The sequence below is a fragment of the Hyphomonas atlantica corrig. genome (assembly GCF_000682715.1).
GTDB lineage: Bacteria > Pseudomonadota > Alphaproteobacteria > Caulobacterales > Hyphomonadaceae > Hyphomonas > Hyphomonas atlantica.
In genome coordinates, this window is record NZ_AWFH01000034.1 from 223390 (window position 1) to 244816 (window position 21427).

The 21427-nt window shown below is 59.0% G+C and carries 21 protein-coding genes, 1 tRNA gene and 1 pseudogene; 15 read left to right on the top strand and 8 right to left on the bottom strand.

Annotated elements, in window-relative coordinates:
• Window positions 1-21: 21 nt before the first annotated feature.
• The 13 genes from HY36_RS12485 to HY36_RS12545 all read left to right on the top strand — a co-directional run bounded on the left by HY36_RS12485 (window position 22) and on the right by HY36_RS12545 (window position 12559).
• Window positions 22-1011: a pseudouridine synthase gene (locus tag HY36_RS12485; protein WP_081806177.1), complete on the top strand. Its 990-nt coding sequence runs from the start codon at window positions 22-24 to the stop codon at window positions 1009-1011.
• Entirely contained in the window at window positions 1008-1499 is a 492-nt protein-coding gene (locus HY36_RS12490; RefSeq protein WP_035553277.1) for a gluconokinase, read from the top strand. Before HY36_RS12485 ends, HY36_RS12490 begins: the two co-directional genes overlap by 4 nt.
• A gap of 48 nt (window positions 1500-1547) precedes the next feature.
• Window positions 1548-2612 (top strand): MBL fold metallo-hydrolase, encoded by a 1065-nt coding sequence (locus HY36_RS12495; protein WP_035553279.1) that lies wholly within the window; start codon window positions 1548-1550, stop codon window positions 2610-2612.
• A 106-nt stretch (window positions 2613-2718) separates the two neighbouring features.
• Window positions 2719-3573 (top strand): signal peptidase I, encoded by an 855-nt coding sequence (gene lepB / locus HY36_RS12500; RefSeq protein ID WP_035553281.1) that lies wholly within the window; start codon window positions 2719-2721, stop codon window positions 3571-3573.
• Window positions 3574-3701: 128 nt separating this feature from the next.
• Window positions 3702-4304: a histidine phosphatase family protein gene (locus tag HY36_RS12505; RefSeq protein ID WP_241764199.1), complete on the top strand. Its 603-nt coding sequence runs from the start codon at window positions 3702-3704 to the stop codon at window positions 4302-4304.
• Between the two features lie 78 nt (window positions 4305-4382).
• Window positions 4383-4628, top strand: a complete 246-nt coding sequence (locus HY36_RS12510; RefSeq protein ID WP_035553284.1) for an exodeoxyribonuclease VII small subunit — start codon at window positions 4383-4385, stop codon at window positions 4626-4628.
• A 12-nt stretch (window positions 4629-4640) separates the two neighbouring features.
• The gene (locus tag HY36_RS12515) at window positions 4641-5537 is read left to right on the top strand and encodes a polyprenyl synthetase family protein (RefSeq protein WP_035553287.1); all 897 of its coding nucleotides are present in this window, start codon (window positions 4641-4643) and stop codon (window positions 5535-5537) included.
• Window positions 5538-5577: 40 nt separating this feature from the next.
• Window positions 5578-7500: a 1-deoxy-D-xylulose-5-phosphate synthase gene (dxs, locus tag HY36_RS12520; protein ID WP_035553289.1), complete on the top strand. Its 1923-nt coding sequence runs from the start codon at window positions 5578-5580 to the stop codon at window positions 7498-7500.
• 55 nt (window positions 7501-7555) lie between these two features.
• Window positions 7556-8167: a hypothetical protein gene (locus HY36_RS12525; protein ID WP_155841901.1), complete on the top strand. Its 612-nt coding sequence runs from the start codon at window positions 7556-7558 to the stop codon at window positions 8165-8167.
• Window positions 8168-8261: 94 nt separating this feature from the next.
• On the top strand, window positions 8262-8906 hold the full coding sequence (locus tag HY36_RS12530) for a hypothetical protein (protein WP_035553295.1): 645 nt from the start codon (window positions 8262-8264) through the stop codon (window positions 8904-8906).
• A 200-nt stretch (window positions 8907-9106) separates the two neighbouring features.
• Window positions 9107-10846: a class I adenylate-forming enzyme family protein gene (locus HY36_RS12535; RefSeq protein ID WP_035553297.1), complete on the top strand. Its 1740-nt coding sequence runs from the start codon at window positions 9107-9109 to the stop codon at window positions 10844-10846.
• Between the two features lie 13 nt (window positions 10847-10859).
• Complete coding sequence (locus HY36_RS12540) at window positions 10860-11873, top strand: aldo/keto reductase (protein ID WP_035553300.1); 1014 nt, start codon at window positions 10860-10862, stop codon at window positions 11871-11873.
• Window positions 11870-12559 (top strand): DUF938 domain-containing protein, encoded by a 690-nt coding sequence (locus HY36_RS12545; RefSeq protein ID WP_206741198.1) that lies wholly within the window; start codon window positions 11870-11872, stop codon window positions 12557-12559. The genes HY36_RS12540 and HY36_RS12545 overlap by 4 nt, the downstream gene beginning before the upstream one ends.
• Here HY36_RS12545 and metG read toward each other — a convergent pair.
• Window positions 12550-14277 carry a methionine--tRNA ligase gene (gene metG / locus HY36_RS12550; protein ID WP_035553302.1) on the bottom strand — a complete coding sequence of 576 codons (1728 nt, stop codon included), beginning with the start codon at window positions 14275-14277 and terminating at the stop codon, window positions 12550-12552. The two genes, HY36_RS12545 and metG, sit on opposite strands and share 10 nt — an antisense overlap.
• A 227-nt stretch (window positions 14278-14504) precedes the next feature.
• Entirely contained in the window at window positions 14505-14978 is a 474-nt protein-coding gene (locus tag HY36_RS12555) for a hypothetical protein (protein WP_035553304.1), read from the bottom strand.
• Between the two features lie 241 nt (window positions 14979-15219).
• Here HY36_RS12555 and HY36_RS12560 point away from each other — a divergent pair.
• Both HY36_RS12560 and HY36_RS12565 read left to right on the top strand, forming a co-directional pair.
• Window positions 15220-15295: transfer RNA gene (locus HY36_RS12560), tRNA-Thr, on the top strand.
• Between the two features lie 438 nt (window positions 15296-15733).
• Window positions 15734-16696 carry a calcium/sodium antiporter gene (locus HY36_RS12565; protein ID WP_035553307.1) on the top strand — a complete coding sequence of 321 codons (963 nt, stop codon included), beginning with the start codon at window positions 15734-15736 and terminating at the stop codon, window positions 16694-16696.
• 107 nt (window positions 16697-16803) lie between these two features.
• Here HY36_RS12565 and HY36_RS12570 read toward each other — a convergent pair whose 3' ends face one another.
• From HY36_RS12570 to trbF, 6 genes and pseudogenes are all read right to left on the bottom strand, one after another.
• The gene (locus HY36_RS12570; RefSeq protein ID WP_035553309.1) at window positions 16804-17931 is read right to left on the bottom strand and encodes a tyrosine-type recombinase/integrase; all 1128 of its coding nucleotides are present in this window, start codon (window positions 17929-17931) and stop codon (window positions 16804-16806) included.
• A 38-nt stretch (window positions 17932-17969) separates the two neighbouring features.
• A pseudogene (locus tag HY36_RS18900) lies at window positions 17970-18161 on the bottom strand (helix-turn-helix domain-containing protein); the annotation flags it as partial.
• Between the two features lie 18 nt (window positions 18162-18179).
• Window positions 18180-18419, bottom strand: a complete 240-nt coding sequence (locus HY36_RS12575; protein WP_035553437.1) for a DUF2274 domain-containing protein — start codon at window positions 18417-18419, stop codon at window positions 18180-18182.
• A gap of 2 nt (window positions 18420-18421) precedes the next feature.
• The gene (locus HY36_RS12580) at window positions 18422-19675 is read right to left on the bottom strand and encodes a TrbI/VirB10 family protein (RefSeq protein WP_035553311.1); all 1254 of its coding nucleotides are present in this window, start codon (window positions 19673-19675) and stop codon (window positions 18422-18424) included.
• Window positions 19672-20700: a P-type conjugative transfer protein TrbG gene (gene trbG / locus HY36_RS12585; RefSeq protein ID WP_035553313.1), complete on the bottom strand. Its 1029-nt coding sequence runs from the start codon at window positions 20698-20700 to the stop codon at window positions 19672-19674. Before trbG ends, HY36_RS12580 begins: the two co-directional genes overlap by 4 nt.
• Window positions 20701-20712: 12 nt before the next feature.
• On the bottom strand, window positions 20713-21396 hold the full coding sequence (gene trbF, locus HY36_RS12590; RefSeq protein WP_035553316.1) for a conjugal transfer protein TrbF: 684 nt from the start codon (window positions 21394-21396) through the stop codon (window positions 20713-20715).
• Window positions 21397-21427 lie beyond the last annotated feature (31 nt).

Below are 21427 nucleotides of genomic sequence, written 5' to 3' on the forward strand. Positions count from 1 at the left end.
CTGCAGGAGGCGCAGTACGCAATGGCTTGGACGAAAACCTATTCCGGCGACGAGCCTTTGCGGATCAACAAATGGTTGGCTCTGGAAGGCGTATGTTCTCGCCGGGAAGCGGACTCGCTGATTGAGCAGGGCCTGGTAAAGGTGGATGGCGAGCGTGCCGTGTCCGGGCAAAAGGTTGAGACGGGGCAAACCGTCTTCCTGGCGCAAAAGGCGTCACGCCGCCTTGATAATCAATTGTCCATCCTGTTCCACAAGCCGGTCGGCATCGTATCGGGTACGCCGGAAGGTGACGAGATTCCAGCGGTGCGCCTGCTGACGGCAGACAGCCTGTCGGGAAAAAGTCACGCCATTCCGGGGCGTTACAACAAGCTCGCTCCGCTTGGGCGGCTCGACAAGGATTCCCGCGGATTGCTTATCCTGTCAGAGGACGGCGTTCTGGCGAAGGCCGTGATCGGGCCGGAAAGCGAGTTGGACAAGGAATACCTGGTCAAGGTGAAGGGCGATGTGACGCCCGAAAAGCTGGACAGGCTGCGCCACGGATTGGAGCTGGATGGTCGTCAGTTGAAGCCAGCTATTGTTGAGCAGGTAAAGCCTAAGGAACTGAAATTCATTCTTCGTGAAGGCCGCAATCGACAGATCCGGCGAATGTGCCAATTGGTGGAGCTACGGGTTGTGGACCTGATGCGGGTGCGCGTTGGGCCGCTTGAATTGGCGGGGCTGCCGGAAGGCAAATGGCGTCCGATCAGCAGCCGCGAACGCTCAGCTTTGCTGAATGGTGACGCGCCCCGTGCCCGCAAGCCGAGGCCAGACAAACCAGAGCGGTCGGAGCGGCCCGCGAGGGATGAGCGTCCCCAAGGCGCCGGCAAGCCGCCGCGGCGGGCTGGAGCCTCTGCGCCCCGGCGCGACAGCAAGCCCGGTGCGACAACGGGCGACAAGCGCGTATCTCCGCTGAAGGGAGAAAAGTTCAAGCGTACCAAGCTGAAACCGCGCAAGCGTACCCCCATCAAGTGAGAGACCTGATCGTCATCATGGGGGTTGCCGGCAGTGGCAAATCCTCGATTGCCGAGGCGCTGTCCGCCGCGACCGGGTGGCCTTTCATGGAAGCGGACGAGTATCATTCAGCGGCAAACAAACAGAAGATGGCGTCGGGCACACCGCTAACCGATACTGACCGTGAAGACTGGGTGCGGGACATGTGCCGCGCATCAGCGGACATGCGCGCTGAACGTGTCGTTCTGGCTTGCTCTGCGCTGACTTCTTTTGTGCAGAATGGCTTGAAAGCCCAAAGCGGGCGGCGCTGCCGGTTCGTATTGCTAGACGTTCCAAAGGAAGAGCTGGCACGGCGGATTTCGGCCCGCGCAGACCATTTCATGCCGGTCTCGCTGCTCGATAGCCAACTCGAAGCGCTGCAGCTGCCTGAAGATGTTCTGCGCGTGGATGGAACGGCGAGCCCCGAAGACTTGGTGGCGGCGATTCAGGAGCGTCTTGCGCAGGGATGACCTTGCGGTACGGCTCGACGGGGCTGAGACGCTGGGTATCCTCCCATCATGGACGGTACAGAAATCAGCAAGCCGAAACGGCCACGACTCGAATATCCTTACGGGCAGTCGCCGCCAGCGCCAGGTGAGGTGAAGGAAATAGCGCCCGGCCTTTTCTGGCTCGCCATGCCGCTGCACTTCTCTCTCAAATTCATCAATGTCTGGCTGGTTGATGACGGCGACGGCTGGACCATTATCGACACCGGGATTCCCTATGACGAAACCCGCGATGTCTGGCGCAACCTGCTCGCTGACCGGGTAAGCGAGCAAAAGCCGCTGAAGCGCGTGATCGTGACCCATATGCATCCCGACCATATCGGCACAGCGGGGTGGCTCTGTCACAAATGGGGCGCTGAACTTTGGATGACGCGGCTGGAGTACACGACGTGCCGCATGCTGGTGTCTGATACTGGGCGTAGCGCCCCGAAGGCGGGGCTCGATTTCTACCTTCGTGCCGGTTGGAACAAGGCGCAACTGGACCAGTACAAGGAAAAGTTCGGCGGCTTTGGGCGGGGCGTGATGCCTTTGCCGGATTCATTCCGTAGATTGGTCGATGGCGACACGTTCGAGATGGCGGGCGAGGTTTGGGAAGTTGTTACCGGCAGCGGTCACTCCCCTGAGCATGCGTGTCTCTACTCTCCCTCCTTGAATATCCTGATATCGGGTGACCAATTGCTGCCCAGGATTTCGTCGAATGTCTCCGTGCATCCGACGGAGCCGGCTGCCAATCCGCTGCTGGACTGGTTGGAGAGTTGTGAGAAGCTGAAGCAGCACCTGCCGGAAGATGTGCTGGTGCTGCCAGCGCACAATGAGCCATTCATTGGAGCGCACAAGCGGTTGCAGCATCTGATTGACGGTCACCATGTGGCACTTGAGCGGCTCATCCAGCGTCTTGGGCGGGGAGAGATGAAGGCGGTCGATTCCTTTACGACCCTGTTCGGGCGGGCAATTGCGGATGATGAGGTTGGCATGGCGACGGGCGAAGCGCTGGCGCACCTGAATTACCTGATCTATCGTGGAGACGTCTCCGTCGCGCGCAATGAGACCGGTATTGACCTTTACAGCCTAAACTAGCCGTTCCCCCAGCTTTTGCAGCGCCGGGCATGTTTTCGCCTTCGCATTTGCACAGTCTTTCGTCTAAACAGTTTTGGACGTCACGAAGGCGATGCAAGAGGGATACATGGCAACAGACGGTAACACCGCAGAGCAGGACGAAACCGTCGAGTCGCCAAGTCTCGGTGCCAAGTTGAAGCAAGAGCTTCGCGAATGGGCGTCGACACTCGCCGTGTTCGTGCCCGTGTTCCTGTTGTTTTCTGGCCTGGCTTATGAACAGCGCGTGATTCCGTCGGAAAGCATGGTGCCGACACTGCAGGTTACGGACCGGGTAGCCGTGGCGAAATTCGCCTACGGATACGACCGTTACTCTCTGCCGTTCTCCATGGGGCGCTATATTCCGCTGCCAGAAGGGCGAATTTTCGCCAGCACGCCGACGCGGGGTGATGTGGTTGTTTTTGAGCACCCTCACACTGGCCGTGTGATGATCAAGCGACTGATCGGCTTGCCGGGCGACCAGGTGCAGCTGATCGGTGAGCAATTGTTCCTGAATGGGGAACCGGTCGAAACTGAATATTTGCGGACGGTTCGGTTCGTACCGCACAATGATGTCGCGATTGGTACATCGCACGAATGGCGCGAGACAATTGGCGACAAGAGCTGGATCACCCATCGACAGGAAAAAGGCGGACGCGGCGACAATACGGATCTCTTCATCGTTCCAGAAGGTCATGTCTTCATGATGGGCGACAATCGGGACAATTCGCTCGACAGCCGCTTTCCGAGTGGTCATTGCCCGGCGATTGATGGTGTTATCGACCAGGCTGGCTGTCAGCCGCGCGTGCCGGCAAATCTCGCATCCATCGGCTTTGTCCCCATGGATCATCTTATCGGACGGGCCGAAACGGTTCTCGTCAGCTTCCATAAGTGCAAGCTTCAGGACGAGGAACCATGCCGCAAACGGGTGTGGAAAGGCCTTTGATCCTGGCGATCAGACTGCCCCTTATCGCTGCTTGAGCGGAAACGTATCTTGCCGCATGGGGGCAACCCCGTTAGGGCAAATTGTAACAAGTGGTCACGGGGCCCGCAGAAAAACGAGTATTTACCTGTATGGCGATGCCAGACACGACATCGACAGACCGGAAGCGCGGTCCGATCATCATATCGCGTCACGGGCGGCCCGCGCTGGACCGAACGGCGGGACCGCGCCTGAACTGGAAGCAGTATCGTGACTGGTGGGAGCGATATGAAATCGGCCCATTGGCAGAAGACCAGTCCCCGCCGCAGAAGCTGGTTGAGGCGGTCGCGGATGCCAACATCGTGTTTGCATCGGCGCGTTTGAGAGCGCAGCAGACTGCTGCGCATGCCGCGCCTCACATGCAGGCCCTGTTCGATCCGGTATTCAACGAGGCGCCGTTGCCGCCACCATTGCTACCCGGCGTTCGGTACCTGCCGAAAACATGGAATATCCTCGCGCGCGCAGCTTGGCTGAATGGTCACGCGCTTGATGGGGAGAGCGTGAAGCAGGCGCGCCAGCGGGCCGCATCCGCGGCGTCAAAACTTGATGAGGCCTCAAGTGAAGGCAAGGTATATCTGGCCGCTCATGGATGGTTCAATCGCATGCTGCGCCCGGAAATGAAGAAGCTGGGGTGGAAATGCACCTATGATGGCGGCGATGCCTATTGGAGTTTCCGCGTCTATGAATACCGGTGATCTGGTTCGGAAACGGTTGTAGACCTCAGGTCACCGCTCTAGTGTCACGAGAATTACAAGAAAAGATGAGGCCGACGAATGGCTGATGCGACGCAAAAACCTGTCGATAAATTGACCTTCGAGGAAGCTCTTGCAGAGCTTGAGGTGATCGTGCGCCAATTGGAGGCGGGCGAGGTCGAGCTGGAAAAATCCATAGCGATCTATGAACGTGGCGCCGCGCTGAAGGCACATTGCGAATCTCGTCTGAAATCAGCTGAGTTGAAAGTCGAGCAGATCGTGCAAGGGGCCAATGGGCCGACCACAGAACCTGCCAGTTTTGATTAGAGGGGCGTCGCTATGGGCGAAGCCCAGGACTTTGAACAGCGCCTGAAAGAGGTGGCCGATCGGGTCACGGTGGCGCTGGACCAGCTGATACCTCCCGCAGGCGGGCCCGAAGCAGATTTGATGCGGGCCATGCGCCACGCTGCGCTCGCCAATGGGAAGCGGATGCGTCCGTTTTTCCTGCTGGAGACAGGAGCCATGTTTGACGCGCCGGAGAAGACGCTGCTGAGGGCGGCCGCGGCGCTGGAATGCGTGCATTGTTACTCCCTCGTCCATGATGATTTGCCCTGCATGGATGATGACGATTTTCGGCGTGGCCAACCAACGGTACACAAGGCGTTTGATGAGGCCACGGCGGTCCTGGCTGGGGATGCGTTGCTCACCCTTGCTTTCAAGATCCTTGCTTCCTCAGAAACGCATGATGATGCGTCTGTGCGCGCATTGCTGATTGAACGACTGGCGGATGCGTCCGGCGCGCGCGGCATGGTGGGCGGCCAGATGATTGATATGCTGGAATCAGACAGTCCGCGGGACCTGAATACGATCACACGCATGCAGCGCCTGAAAACCGGCGCGCTGATCTCCTATGCGACAGAGGCCGCAGCCATCATCGGTCGCGCGAGAGAGGCTGAGCGCAACGCGCTGGCGGGCTTCTCCAATGACCTTGGACTGGCTTACCAGATTGCCGATGACCTACTCGATGCTACAGGTGATGAGGACGCGGTTGGCAAACCGTTGCGGACTGACGATGCCGCGGGAAAAGCCAATTTTGTTACCCTTTTGGGGATAGACGGCGCCCGCGAACGCGTGAGTATTTTGGCTGCACAAGCGAAGGAACACCTCGCAATTTTTCGCGAAAAAGCCCATATACTGCTGCAATCGGTCGATTTTGTGCTCGATAGAACACATTAAGATCAGGTCTGACCGTTAAAAAGAACCGAGCTAATTTGTAATGACCGATGCCCGACCCAACCGTTTGCTGGATGCAATCAACTCACCAGACGACCTGAAAGACAGGTCGCGCGGGGAATTGAAGCAGATTGCTGATGAGTTGCGCGATGAGGTGATCGATGTCGTTTCAGTGACGGGTGGTCATCTGGGATCAGGTCTCGGGGTCGTTGAGCTGACACTGGCGATCCATTCGGTTTTTGACACGCCAGACGACAAACTGATCTTTGATGTTGGGCATCAATGCTATCCCCACAAGATCCTGACCGGGCGCCGCGATCAGATGCGTACTCTGCGCCAGCCTGGTGGACTATCTGGCTTCACCAAGCGCGCCGAAAGTGAATACGACCCGTTTGGTGCGGCGCATGCCTCCACATCGATTTCTGCGGGGCATGGGTTTGCGAAAGCGCGCGACATACAGGGCGCCGATACGCACGTCGTGTGCGTTATCGGGGATGGGTCGATGTCAGCTGGCATGGCGTATGAGGCCATGAACAATGCCGGGGCCGACAGGTCGCGGCTAATCGTTATTCTGAACGACAATGACATGTCGATTGCGCCGCCAGTTGGCGCGATGAGCAATTATCTGTCGAAACTGGTATCTTCGCGCCCCTATCGGGGGCTACGCCGGATCGCGAAGAAAGTGGTTTCGCCCATGGGGCTGGAGAGCCCGGCACGGCGCGCAGAAGAGTATCTGCGTGGCTTCGCGATGGGCGGAACGCTGTTTGAGGAGCTTGGCTTTTATTATGTCGGGCCGATTGATGGGCACGACCTCGACACGTTGATCCCGGTGCTTGAGAACGTGAAAGCCATGCGCGACGGACCGATCCTGATCCATGCGGTGACGCAGAAGGGCAAGGGATATGCTCCGGCTGAAAACTCCGCCGACAAGTATCACGGCGTATCGAAATTTTCGGTGGTCACGGGCGAACAGTCCAAGCCGAAGCCGAAGGCGCCCAACTATCAGAAAGTGTTTGGCCAGACGCTGACGAAGCTTGCGGAGACGGATGAGAAGATCTGTGCCATTACGGCGGCGATGCCATCTGGTACGTCTACGGATATTTTTGCAAAGCGCTTCCCTGATCGCCACTTCGATGTGGGCATTGCCGAGCAACACGCGGTAACGTTTGCCGCTGGCCTTGCAGCTGATGGCCTTAAGCCGTTCGCAGCGATTTACTCCACCTTCCTGCAGCGAGGATACGATCAGGTCGTTCATGATGTGGCGATCCAGAAACTGCCCGTTCGCTTTGCGATTGACCGCGCCGGCCTCGTCGGAGCGGATGGCGCGACGCACGCTGGCAGTTTTGATATTGGATATCTCGGCGCGTTGCCGGGAATGATCTGCATGGCGGCCGCTGATGAGGCCGAACTTGCTCGGATGGTTGTCACGTCCGCGCAGATCGATGATGCCCCGTCAGCCTTTCGGTATCCACGCGGTGAAGGCACCGGCGTTGACGTGCCTGAGACCCCAATGCCACTCGAAATCGGGAAAGGACGCATCGTTCGCGAAGGCACCACAATTGCCATCCTTTCCTACGGTACACGTCTGGCAGAAGCGGAGAAGGCGGCAGAAATGCTCGCCGCTCAAGGTCTTTCAGCGACGGTTGCGGACGCGCGCTTCGCCAAGCCATTGGACGCTGATCTTGTCGAGCGGCTAGCAAAGGAGCACGAGGTTCTGATCACGGTCGAAGAAGGCGCCACGGGTGGCTTTGGCAGCTTCGTTCTGGAGCACCTCGCCCGTGTCGGAGCGCTCGATACGGGGCTCAAGATTCGCCCGATGACGTTGCCGGATACATTCCAGGACCAGGAAGGCCCCTATCAGATGTATGAGACGGCTGGACTGAATGCGCGCCACATCGCGGCAAAAGCGATTGAAGCATTGGGCCGGGGCGACATTGCTGAAATCAACCGGCTCGCCAGCGCCTGATACCTGTCTGAAAAGCAATTTGCGGCGTGTGCCGAACCGGTCTTATGTGCCGGGCATGAGACGCTATCCCATTTACATATCGCTGGCCGCCGCAGCGCTGCTCGCTGCGTGTGCAACTGCCCCGGAAGCCGCTGATACCGGGCCACCGCCAGAGGCCGTTATTGCCGAGGCGCTATCCGAAACGAATCCCTTTGAGGCCGAAGCGCTTCTCTCTGATCTGTTGGCGCGCAGCTCGCTGACTACCGAACAGCGCGTGCAGGCCCTCTATCATCGTGGAAGCCTTCGCCGTCAGGATGCAGATGACCGGGAAGGCGCGGTTGAGGATTTCGAGGCCTTGCTGGCGCTCGCGCCCGATCACTCGTTGGCGCCCAATGCACAGACCGAGTTGGATTATGTCCGCACCGATATCGAGGAGATCAAGGCGTCTATGAACCGCTTCCTCAATTTGCCGGATTGGTTCGATGGAACGTGGACGCTCGGCCAGCACGAGCAAGCGGTGACGCGTTATCGCACTTCCGGACTGGCCCCGACACCCGAACAGGTTCAGACCCTGATCCAGGCTGGCTATATCTGCGAAGCAGACAGTCAGGAAGCGCGCCTTCATGATTTTGGTGAAGACCGTGATGATCTTGCTGGTATGGAATGGTGCGATGCACCGACCAGCTGAAAGGTCACACAAAATCCACAATACCGCCCTGTGCCTGATCGTCTTCTACGACTAGGACTGTAAGCAGTCGTTTTTTGTCCCGTTGGAGATACTCATGATTCGATCCGGTCTTTTCCTTGCTGCCTCTGCGCTTGTGCTCGCGGCATGTTCCAGCGCGCCTGCCGCCACCGAAAGGGCGACAACGCCTGTGGTGCAACCCGCGTCTGGCTTCGCAATGGCCATGACCACGGTAGAGGGGCTGAAAGAAGCCGGTAACACGCAGACGGCAATTGATCGCCTGACCCAGTTGACCGGTGATCCAGACCTGTCCCGCGATCAACTCGCTAAGACCCTTTTGCGCCGTGGTGAACTGCGCATGAGCCCGGAAGGCTATGACGTCATGGGCGCGGTTGAGGATTTCGAAGAGATCGTCAACACGCTGGACGATACTACGTCCTATGCCGAAGCCCAGACATTGCTTGGCTCCGCGCAAGGCGCTGAAGCAGCGCTGATCGAACAGCTCAATCTGCCGGAAACGACCCGGCAGGAGAAGTTCGACATTCTGATGCGTCTCGGACGTCATGAGGATGCGATTGATCTGATGATTGCGAGCGATCTGACGCCCGATAACCAAACCCTGATTGCCATGTTTCAGATTGGGTACCTGTGCGAAGGCGACGAATTGACCGGTCGTGGCTACGACGCCGTCGAGCCAGACGGCACGGCGCATACGCTGCGGTTCTGCGACTTCGGCAAATAAAACAAGCTAAAACAATGTTCTTTTTGTCGCCGTTTGTGTGCGATCTCTTCGTGAAGAGATGTGGGTGCAAGCGGCGACATTGCTTCAGCATCGTAGCGGACTGTTGCTCGCGAAAAATTGTCGGCTGAACGCTCAGTTTTTCCTTCAATAGTCGGGTCTGGCGTGATTGTGTGGACAAAACACACATTCAGAGGAAACCCATGCCCGCAGATACGTTGCCGAACTGGCCCGCCATGTCCATCGCCCAAGCGAACGAGATGTTGGCTGGCGAAGGCTCTCCCCTCGAACTCGTTGATGGCGTTGTCGATGGTGTCGAGATGAAGCTCTACAAGAATGCGCCGCCATCCGTGCCGCTCGTGCTTCAGTTGGCAAGCATGCAATATGCGGATCGGGACTACATCGTCTATGAAGACGAACGCGTCACTTTCTCGGCGCTCGCCAAGGCTGTTGTGAAGCTGGCGGGGGTCATGAAGGACACTTATGGCATCGAAAAGGGTGACCGCGTTGCGGTGATCATGCGGAACTACCCGCAGTGGCCCGTTGCGTTCTTTGCCGCCTCCATGATCGGCGCAATTGCGACGCCTATGAATTCCTGGTGGACCGGGGAAGAGCTGGAATATGGCTTGTCTTTTGCGGGCGTGAAGCTGGCAGTCGTTGATCCACAGATCTATGAGCGTATCCGGGCTGAGTGGGAAAACCTGCCAGAGTTGAAGAATGTGATGATCGCCCGCGACCCTGATGGCGAGTATGGAGATCCGCGGGTTTCCCAAATGGAGACCTATATTGGCGGCGCAAATGATTGGGCAAAACTGCCGGATGTTTCCTGGCCCGCAATTGATGTGGGGCCGGATGACGACGCCACAATCATGTATACGTCGGGCACGACGGGCAAGCCGAAAGGCGCGCTGGCGACCCATCGCGCGGTCGTATCAAACATGTTCAATGGCATGACCTGTCAGGCGCGCATGTTCCTGCGCCGCGGTGAGCCAGTGCCGGAGCCCGATCCGAACGAGCAGCGCGCAACTTTGCTCGCCATTCCATTTTTCCATGCGACCGGCGCGTTCGCGATCATGATCCCGTCGTTGCTGCGCGGCGACAAGATCGTGTCGATGTACAAATGGGATGCTGGCAAGGCGCTGCCGATCATCGAAGCAGAAAAAGTGACCGCCGTTGGAGGCGTGCCAGCGATTGCCTGGCAACTTCTGGAACATCCGGACAGGGACAAATATGACCTGTCTTCAATTGCGGCCATTTCGTATGGCGGTGCGCCGTCTGCACCCGAGTTGGTTTCGACGATCAAGAAGCGGTTTCCGGACGCTGCCCCCGGTAATGGTTGGGGCATGACGGAGACATGCGCAACGGCCACGCTCAATATCGGCGAAGACTATGTAAACCGTCCAGGAAGTGCCGGTGCGCCGCCCAAAGCCGTATCGCTGAAGATCTGTGATCCGGATGGCAATGAACTTCCGCAGGGCGAAGTGGGCGAGCTCTGGTGCAAGGGTCCGATGAATTGCAAGTCATATTGGAACCGACCGGATGCCACTGCCGAAACGTTCCGTGAGGGCTGGGTGGTCACGGGAGACCTGGCGCGTCTCGACGAAGAGGGTTTCCTCTATTTGGTTGACCGGGCGAAGGACATGTTGATCCGCGGCGGCGAAAACGTTTACTGCATTGAGGTTGAAAACGCGCTGTATGAACATCCGGCTGTCATGGACGCGGCTGTTGTGGGTATTCCGCACAAGGTGCTTGGCGAGGAGGTTGGCGCCGTCGTACAATTGAAGCCAGGCATGCAGGTGAGCGAGGATGAACTGCGCGCTCATGCGGCAGGCCACCTTGCTGCGTTCAAGGTGCCGGTCAAGATTCTGTTCATGAGCGAACCACTTCCGCGCAACGCGAATGGCAAGATACTGAAGCCGGTATTGCGCGAGAAATTTGTTTAGCAAGGAAGATTCGATGACATCCAAAAGACGTATCGGCGACCGGGAAGTGTATCCGGTCGGGCTCGGCTGCATGAACATCACGCATGCCTATGGTCCTCCCATGGACGAGACCGAGGCGAAGGCCTTGCTCGTGCGTGCACTGGATATCGGTTACGACTTTCTGGATACCGCTACGCTATATGGCTTTGGTCGTAGCGAGGAGTTGATTGGCGAGGCGCTGAAGGACCGTCGCGATAGCTACTTCCTTGCCAGCAAGTGCGTGCTTGGGTTCAAGGACGGCCAGCGTACGCTGGACGCGCGCCCTGAGACGATCAAGGCAGCGTGCGATGCCAGTCTCAAGCGGTTGCAGACTGATGTCATCGATCTTTATTACATGCACCGTCCCGATCCGAATGTGCCTATTGAGGATTCGGTCGGTGCTCTGTCCGAGCTGGTGGCGGCGGGAAAGATCCGGATGATTGGTCTTTCCGAAATGGGGGCTGCAGATTTGCGACGGGCGCACGCCGTGCACCCTATTGCAGCCATGCAGAGCGAATATTCTCTTTGGGTGCGCAATCCGGAGATTGCTATCAAGGCTGCCTGCGAAGAGCTGGGCGTTGCGCTGGTGGCGTTCTCGCCGGTCGGGCGCGGCTTCCTCGCCGATCCGCCGGTAGACCCGGCAAAGTTTCATGAATCCGATTTGCGCGGATCCATTTTCCCGCGATTTGATCCGGAAAATTATGCGGCCAATTTGCCTTTGCTTGACGAAGCGCGCGCTTGCGCGGCGGAGGTCGGTTGCACGGTGGCGCAGCTTGCCTTGGCCTGGACGATGGCGAAGGGCGACAATATCCTGCCTATTCCCGGCACAACCAGCCTTCAGCATCTGGAAGAGAACTGGGGCGCTGGCCAGATTGAGTTGTCTGACGACATGGTCGCGCGCCTTGATGCTTCTTTCCTGCCGGAGAAGGCAGTCGGGCCACGCTATAGTCCTATGGGACAATCGGTGGTGACGACCGAGATGTACCCGTTCGAGCGCGACCAGGCGTGAGCGCTTCCGATAAGGACTATCCCAAGTCGGAGCAGGGCAAGCCGGTGGCGTTGGAACAGCGCGGCGAAGAGACCGATGGTCGCCGGTATTCGCCATCTGTCGCGCGCAATCGCGATCCTATCCTCCAGGTTTTCCGCGACCATGTTGCGCAGACTGGGCACGTTCTGGAAATTGCCTCCGGTACGGGGGAGCATGGCGCTTATTTGACAAGCAATCTGGCAAACCTTCGCTGGACCTATTCAGATATCGACGCCGACAGTCGCCGGAGCCAGCAGGCTTGGGCTGCAGCAGCTGGACATGACCGACTTAACGGGCCATTCGTGGTGGATGCCAGCCAGAGCGATTGGGGCGATGCCGAACGACCCGACCATTGGAACGTTGTTGTTTCCGTCAACATGATCCATATCGCGCCCTTTGAGGCGGCACTTGGCCTGATCTCGGGGGCGGGACGATTGCTGAAACCGGGTGGCAAACTGTTCCTGTATGGTCCCTTCGCGCGGAATGGCGAGATTGCGCCCTCTAATGCTGCCTTTAACGAGAGTTTGCAGTCCCGTGACCCGACATGGGGCGTGCGAGACCTTGATCAACAAATCGTACCAATGGCCGAAGAGGTGGGGCTGAGTGTGACGAACATCATCGAGATGCCCGCCAACAATCTCAGCGTCGTGTTGCAGCGTCAGGCCTGATCGCCACCGAAGCGTGCGGTCCATTCGGCAACCTGGTCATCCTCGATCTTCTGGAAGAGGACGTCTGGAGCGGAAACATTCATACCGTGTGGAAGACTATCAAGAAGCGCGGAAATGTCCCTGAACTGGAAGCTGCGATGCTCGTCGGGAATCCCGAGGGCGTCGAGGATCTTCTTGCCGGCATCCGGAATGATGGGCAGGGCCAGAATGCCAAACAGGGCGGCAAGGTTCAGCCCGGTGCGCACACCTACTGCGGCGGCGTCCACATCCGTCTTGTACTTCACCCAAGGCTCAGCCTTCGTAAGGTACTCATTGCCCGCGGCCCAGATAGCGCGTGTCTCAGCGGCGGCCTTGCGGAATTCCATCGCCTCATAGTGCGCGATCAGGCGAGGCAGACGTTCCTCCAGCTCGGCAATCATCCACGCTTCAGCGTCGCCCGGTGAGCCGGCATTCGGCAGTTTGCCGTCAAATTTCGACACCGTGTATTTCGTGATCCGGTTCACAAAGTTACCGAGCACATTTGCAAGGTCCGAATTGATCGCTGACTGGAAGCCTTCCCATGTGAAGGCCGCGTCGGAGCCTTCCGGGGCATTGGCAATCAGGTACCAGCGCCAATAGTCGGCTGGCAGCAGTTCCAGAGCCTGGTCCATGAAGACGCCGCGCTTGTTTGAGGTCGAGAACTTTCCACCATACCAGGTGACCCAGTTGAACGCCTTCAGCTTGTCGACTGTCTTCCAAGGCTCGCCGGAGCCGAGCAGCGTGACGGGGAAACTGACCGTATGGAAGGCGACGTTATCCTTTCCCATGAACTGGACGTATTCGGTCTGGTCCGCGCCCTTGTCCGTGCGCCAGAGGGCCTCCCAGTCATTGCCGGTTGCCTCGGCCCATTCTTGTGTCGCGGCGATGTATTCAATGGGCGCGTCGAACCAGACGTAGAAGACCTTGTCCTCAAACCCTTCGCGAGGATTTCCATCGGCGTCCAACACTGGCACGCCCCAGGCGAGGTCCCGCGTAATGGCACGGGCGATCAGCCCTTCGTCCAGCCACTTATTTGCGATCGAGACGGCGAGGCTTGGCCATTGAGCGCCTTTGCTGTTCACCCATTCGCGGATTTTCTCCTGCATCTTGGTTTGCAGAAGGTAGAGATGGTTTGTGTCGCGAATCTCGATGTTGCGGCTGCCTGAAACCGACGAATACGGGTCGATCAGATCGACCGGGTCTAGCAATCGTCCGCAATTATCGCATTGATCGCCGCGCGCCTTTTCAAACGCGCAAGTCGGGCAGGTGCCTTCAACATAACGATCCGGCAGGAAGCGACCATCATCGACGGAATAGACCTGTTTCGAGGTGCGTTCTTCAATCAGGCCATTCTGCTCCAGAACACGGGCAAAATGCTGGGTCAGCGCGCTGTTTGCCGGGCGGGAAGAGCGACCGAACCAGTCATAGGACAGGTTGAAGCCTTCGCCGGCCTTGCGCTGAATTTCGTATTGTTCGTCGCAATAGGCCTGAACACTCATGTCGGCTGCCTGAGCGGCGAGCTCCGCCGGCGTGCCATGCTCGTCCGTCGCACAGATATAGGTCACATCATGGCCCATCAGACGCATCACCCGAGCATACACGTCAGCGGGCAGCATTGAGCCGGCCAGATTGCCGAGGTGCTTGATTCCATTGATGTAAGGCAGGGCGGAAGTAACGAGGATGCGCCGGGTTTGCGTCATGAAAGTGAGGTCTTTCCCAAATTGCGTTGCAGGCGAGGCCGGGCGGAGCACCGGTTGCCCTGCACCTTTTAGCGATGCGCGCGCGAAAGGAAAGAATTGTGACGCCTGAAATAACACCGGGGTGACGGGCACAAAAAAGCCCCGGACACGCTGCAAGGGGCATCCGGGGCGATCGGCTTGCGGGATGCGGTGAGAAATCCTGCAGGCCTTGGGAGGAAATTCTGGTCTTAGAGACCGTAGCCTTTTGAGGCGGTGACCGTCAGATCGACCCGGCGTGCCATTGGCAGGTTGGTCGTTTCGGCAGGGTCACTGACGACTGCAGGCGCGAAATTCATGCGGACATCGCGGGCGCGGATCCCGCGCGCATTCAGCGCTTCGAGGACAATAGCGGCGCGGGCTTCGGAGAGCGTCGTAGAGCGCTCGGTATCTGTAGAATCAGCTGATATGACCTTGGCCTCGATATTGGAGATCGAGCAGCCGGCGAGCCTGTCTCCCGCAGTGTTGAGAGAGCGGACAGCATAGGAAGACAGCACGGCTTCCTGGTTTGAGAAATACACCGTGATTTCAGTGTCTTCGCAGGAACGTTCGAAGGGAACATGAACTGGCTCCAATGGCGGAGCCTTGGGGGCGTCCGACATGGCGGGAAATGTGAGCGCGATGGCGCCGATGCTTAATCCGGCAAGAATTTGAGCGCGTTTCATGATCCAGTCTTCCTTCAGGCTGCTCGTGTCGACTGACACCCATCAACACCACATCTGTGCGTGTGGTTTCATTACAGCCTTGATAGTCTTGAACTGGGGCGGAAATGTGCGCCTCTCTGGGCGAATGGGGCAAAGACGAGGTGATTAGAAGAATTCATCGTTTGAGCGCGGGGAGTGAATTTCACTGGAACAGCCGCTTGCGCCGCGGCGCTGATCGAAGTAGTGACTGCGTTTCCAGCGTGCCGGCTTAGCTCAGCTGGTAGAGCATCTGATTTGTAATCAGAGGGTCGCGGGTTCGAGTCCTGCAGCCGGCACCATAGGAAACAAGGCACTAAGCCGATTTCGGCAGGAATTCAGAGACCGAACTGGCGCGCAATTGGCGCGCAACTTGGCACAAGAAAAGGCCGATCGCCTCTGTAGCTTTCGTGAGGTATGCAGGATTGATTAGCTCACAGGTTTCTGTCGTGGAGTGATGCGGGGTAATTTATCCCGCGACTTCTCACGTGCACGAAGGCTGTGAGTGGCGGTCGGGTCAGTTTCCGATTTTGGCGAATTCGCTCAGTTGGGCCCTATCGTTTCGATTGGCCAGAATGGACAATGGTCACTAAGCAGGAACGGCAGCTAATCGAAGCATGGTGGCCTCCGAAGCGAAGAAGCTCATCGCTCTTGCAAAAGCTGGTCGTCACTTCCACTTATTGTGTCGCCGGTCAGACCGACGACTCCCGCACGGGTGACAGGCCTTCTCGGCGGGATCCATGGGCATTGCACTTCTGATTATCGGCGGCCTTCTGGGCCTTGTTTTTGGCGGTGACCTCCTGGTTCGCGGCGCCGTTGACCTGGCGCGCAGGATCGGCCTGTCGCCATTGGTCATTGGGCTGACGCTTGTCGGGTTCGGCACGTCCACACCCGAACTGGTGACCAGCCTGCAAGCCGCCTTTGTCGGCTCGCCCGGTATTGCGGTGGGGAATGTGGTCGGCAGCAACATCGCCAACATTCTGCTCATCCTCGGCGTCGCTGCATTGCTCGCGCCTGTCGTCATCGACAAGGCAGCCTTCAGGCGGGACGGAACCGTGCTTGTCCTGTCCACACTCATGTGTCTGGGCGCGGCCCTATTCGGGCGGTTTACGCCGGCGATCGGTGCCGTCTTTGTCCTGACATTGATAGCCTATCTCGCCTTCACGCTTCTTCAGGAACGGCAGGCAAGCGCCTCGAAGCCAGAAGTTGACGTCGTTGGCGAACGGCAAAAGCAGTCTGGTAGCGTCTTGAAGGATCTCGCTTTTATCGCTGCCGGTCTCGTGCTCACGATCCTCGGGGCCCGCTTTCTGGTGTTCGGTGCCATCGAGGTCGCTCAGGCGTTCAAGGTGTCGGGAGCGGTCATCGGCCTTACCATTGTCGCCGTCGGCACATCCCTGCCGGAACTGGTCACGACCATCGCTGCCGCCCGCCGTGGCCAAGCCGACATCGCGTTCGGCAACATTGTCGGCAGCAACATCTTCAACGTCCTGTTCATTCTCGGCGCAACCGCGCTCGTTCATCCTATCGCCGTGCCGGCCTCCATTGCCACATTTGACATTTGGGTGATGACAGGCGTTACCGCACTTTTGCTCCTAGTTGCCGTGACGCGCTGGCGCATCAACCGCCTCGAAGGAGGCGTCCTTCTTGGTGCCTACGTTGCCTACAGCGTTTGGCTCGGTTCGGTGGCCGGTTCCTTGCCCTGATTTTCTAGACCTAAATTGTAGTGAAAGCTGGCTTCATAATTCGGTTCACCCACGACCTGTTTCGTCCGCGAGACCATAGACTCGCGGACTCGCGCAAGAGCAAAGACTTAGTTTCGTTCCAGCAAGAATTCCGAGATCGTACTGGCGCGCAATTGGCGCGCAACCTGGCATAGGAAGAGATCGATCGCTGCAGTCGCCTTGGTCAGGTATGCTGGATCGAAGGGGGCGTAGATCTCTGTCGTCGTGTAGTCAGGCGCCTTGTGTCCAAGTTGAGCTGCAACTTCCCATGCCGGAACGCTCTTCATTCTGAGCCAGCGCGCCATCGTGTGTCGGAAAGAATAGGTCTGCACGTTACCCGGCAAACCTGCTGCCGTCCTCGTTGTTGCCCAACTCCGTTTTACGCAGTCGACGCCTGAGCCTTCGTAGAGGATCAGGGGATCCCTACTGGATGTCTGTTTGCGGGCTTCGACATAAGGCACAAGTTGATCAGGGAGCTTTACAGTTGGACGGTATTTCTTCGTTTGCGCCCGGCCCTTGGGATTCAAGTTTATCAGCCTGTGTTCAAGATCAATCTGGGTCAAGCTGAGGTCCAGGATGGCACCAGTGCGGGCAGCAGTTCCTACCATGAATGCAATCAGGACGCGAATGTGCTGTTCGTTGGCGGCATCGAGAAGTCTGGCGACTTCCTCGACTTCAAGCGGGCGTCCCTTGGGTGCGGGCTTCGGCGGATTGACCAACTGGACATAAGGCACCGAGGCAATGTCGCCCCGCTTCCAGGCCCAGTTGAGCGCAGATTTTCCGATCATCAGGGCATTGCGGACCGAGCTTTGTGAAAGCTTCTTTTCGTCTCCCAACCAAATCCGGAACTTCAGTTGCTGGTCCTGATGGAGCGCATGCTTGATGGTCGCCTCACCGTGGAATTCCAGCCAGTAGCGAAGGGTTCGGCGGATATCGACGGCGGATCGCAGGTGCTGGCCATGGTGTTCGTAGAACCGGGCGAAAACTTCGGCCAGCGTGGTCTCGTCCGGAGCTTCCTGTGTCTTGGATTGGTTGAGAACGAACCAGTCGTTCAGGATGGCCTTTGCTTCTTCAAAATCCGTTGTGCCGAGGCTAGCGCGGCTGGTCCGGTGAGTCTTGGGGTCGATCCACATCCGGTACCAGGCCGGGCTGCCTGAGCGCTGGCCGAGCCAATATTCGCCGACCTGGTATCTGTCTCTGGCTCCGTATCTTGGCATGTGGTCTCCTCAATTGCATTCAACAGGTACTCGGCCAGCTGAAACCCGAAGAAGGAGAGCTTTCGCTTCGAAATTCGCACGTATGCGATCCGGCCTGCATCCCTCAGCCTTTTAAGGGTCTGTTTCGACATGCCGAGGTGGCGGGCAGCCTCATCCTCGGAATATCGCTGGTAGACCGGCAATCCGATTTCACTGGACATCTGCCGGATGGTTTCATCGACTTCGTGCATGGGCGGATTTCCCGTTGATCATCCTTTGCGAACGGCCGTCAGGGCCTTGCGTGCTTTTCGGAAACCGGCGTCGCTCGCCAGGAATGCTTCAAGCATGTGCGGCACCAGAACTGCGATGTTCACCTCCTCTCCATGCAGCTGGCTATGAACCCGGGAATAATCCTCAAGGTCAGCAACAAGTGAGGGGTCGATCTGGACAGTCAGTTTCTGTGGGGTCCGGTCTGGCAACGGTCCGATCTTCAGTTGGGTCTCGCTCATGATCATCGGGTTCCTTCATAAGGTTTGAGGACAATGTCCTTGTTCACGAGTACGCCGAGCCGCCAGCCCGGCCGGATCGTGATTGAGGGCTGGACGTCGAGGTTGCGGCGTACGATTTCCTGACCGGCTTCATTGGCACCGGTCTGCACTGAACGGCGGAGCGCCCGGGCGATATCGCCCTCATCGTCGGTGCCAAGTTCGGCGCCGACGCCAAGCAGGGTGGAGAGCGCGACGCCCTGCAGCAGCTTCCAGGAATGATAGTCGACCTTGTCTTCAAGCCCGGCATAGCCACGCGCGTCGACGCCCGCGAGATTGTCGATCCGGATCGAGGAGCCGTCCGGCATGACGATCCGGCTCCAGACTAGGAGTGCCCGGGACTGGCCAAACGCGATGACACTATCATAGCGCCCGATCAGGCGTGCGCCCTGCGGCACGAGCACAGTCTCGCCGGTCACCGTGTCATAGACCGGGCTCGTCACCTGCGCGATGACCTGCCCCGGAAGATCGGAGTTCACACCGGTCAGCAGGGTTGCCGGAATGATCGTCCCCGCCATCAACTGGTAGGGCGACACCGGGGTTTCCAACCGGTGGGGATTATAGATCGAGGGATCGGGCTCCTCGCCCAGAAAATCCAGCTTCCGTACCTGCCGGTTCGGATCCTCGCTGAGCGACGACCCGAACGCCCCTTCTCGAGACGGCGCAAAGGCCGACAGGTCCGGAAAACTCAACGAAGCTTGTGCGGGGGACGTAACACTCTCGATGACGTTCTTCGATCCGGCACCCGAGCCGACCTGGAAAAACACCCCGCTCCCTCGCGCCGCATCGGTCAGCGCCGCTTCCCGCGCTCTGAGTTCCGCCTCCAGCGCCGCCAGTTGTTCCTGCATCGGATCCATTTCAGGCGTATCCTCCGCTGGCGGGCCCATACGCCCTTCGCGTTGCGCCTTGAGGATCGGCGTGCCGAGGTCGCCCGGCAGTGGCGGCCCGAGAATGTCCTCCTTCGCCGGCAGCTCGCCATACGACTTCGGAAGCGCAGAAAGACCATCCGCCTCCGGATTATGACCGGTCTTGTAAAGTTCCCGCGCGGGGCTGCCGGCATCTTCCTTCGGGCCTTGCAGGGCGAAGGCGAGCGAGCCGAGAACGATCGCGCTGCCGGTGCCTAGGAGCACCATCAGCGCCCGCTTGGAGAACCGCTTCACGGGCCGGGGTTTCCCACGGATTTCCAAGGGCTGGGGCGCAGGGGAAGCCGCTTCCGTCATGGCTTCGGGCTTCCAAGGTCATTGCGCGCGATCTTCACGACATCCTGGCGCTTTTCGCCGAGGCGGAGTTCGGCGCGGGCGAACAGGCGGTCGACGACATAATAGTCGCCGGACATGCGATAGTTGACGAGCTGGGACTTGCCGTCCCGCCCGATGACGAACAGGGCCGGGGCCTCACCCTGGTCGAGCCGGGCCGGGAACTGGATATAGACCTTGCGGCCATCGTCAAAGACGCGATCCGGCCGCCAGTGCGGCGCATCGCCGTCAATGTCGTACCGGAACTTCAACCGGTCGAGCTGCAATCCTGCCGATGAGGAGGGTGCTGAAGCCCGCGCTGTGCCTGAACTCGCCACCCGCGTCACCAGTTGCTGGTCGGCATAGCGCCAGGAGACGGCCGCCATATAGGTTTCTTCGAACGCGCGCAGTTCCAGGTGGTAGGCGCGCAGGCTCGTCGTAATGATGAGGTTCGTCTTGAGGCCGGCCTGGGTCGGCTTGATCAGGATATGGGCCTGCGCCTCCGCGCCGGTGCCGGAGACCGTGTCCCCCAGAACCCAGCGGACCGTGTCGCCAGCAGAGACGGAGACCAGCTCCTCGCCGGGCTGGAGGACGATGTCGGTCACCTGTTCCGGCGCGCAATAGACCTGGTAGAGCGCGCCCACCGTATAGAGATAGATCTGGATCGCATTCATGTAATTATCGAGCGAGGGCTCGATCGCGGCCTTGCCGTTCGCCGTCTCGATCGCCTGGTAGGGTTTGAGGGACGGCGCCTCCGTCTTGGTCGGCATGGGCTTCAGCTGGCCGGGCACCGCGCCAGACACAATGGTTGGCGTATAGGTGCGGTAGACGACCGGTTCCGGCGCTGGTTCGTTGTCCGCGACCTCCGTCTCCTCCACGTCCGGGGCGAGATAGAGATCTTCGACATAGTCCGGTTCATCCAGCGTGATGTCGGGGCCGCGTGACGCGGGCAATGTCTCGCAGCCGGCAAGCGCCGAGGAAGCAAGCAGGATCAGGGCAAGGCGTTTCATGGGGTTAAGCTCCTATTGATGGTCTTTTGACCAGTTGAGGCCGTGGACGTAGAGGCCGAGGGGATTGGCCCGGAGGGCCTCTTCGGTGCGGGGCGGATCGATGACGATCGAGAAGACGCCCGTATGGGTCGACTGGCCGGTCTCGGTGCCATTGCGGAAGGCGGTTTCGCGCCAGCGCACGGTGAAACTGTCATCGGACGCACGCACGACGCTCGTGACATCGACCGAGACCGAGCGTCTGCCGAGTTCCGCAAACGGATCATTGTCGCGGGCATAGTCGTTGAGGGTCGCGGCGGCGCGGTCGGTCGCATAGGCATAGGCCTTCAGCCAGTTTTGGCGGACGACGACCGGATCAATGGAGATGGAGCGCGTATTCTTCACAAACTCGGCGAGGTGATAAGCAATCTGAGCATCGGTCGGCTCGTAGCGCCCGTCGGCAGGCCCGACGGCGCGCACGGCACCTTCGCCGGTCAGCTCGACGACATAGGGAGTCACGATGGATTGGGTGGACCGCCAGACAAGGCCGCCGGCTAGCACGAACGACAAGGCCAGACTCCCAAGCGCCGCGAACCGCCAATTGGCCGCCTGGACCCGGGCTGAACCGATCCGGTCGTCCCAGGCCTGCGCTGCGCGCTGGTAAGGCGTTACCGGTTCAGGTGTCTCACCATAGCGGGTGGAGTTGCGCTTCCAGAGCATTGCTTAGTCCTCGTCTCTCTTGAGTTCGATC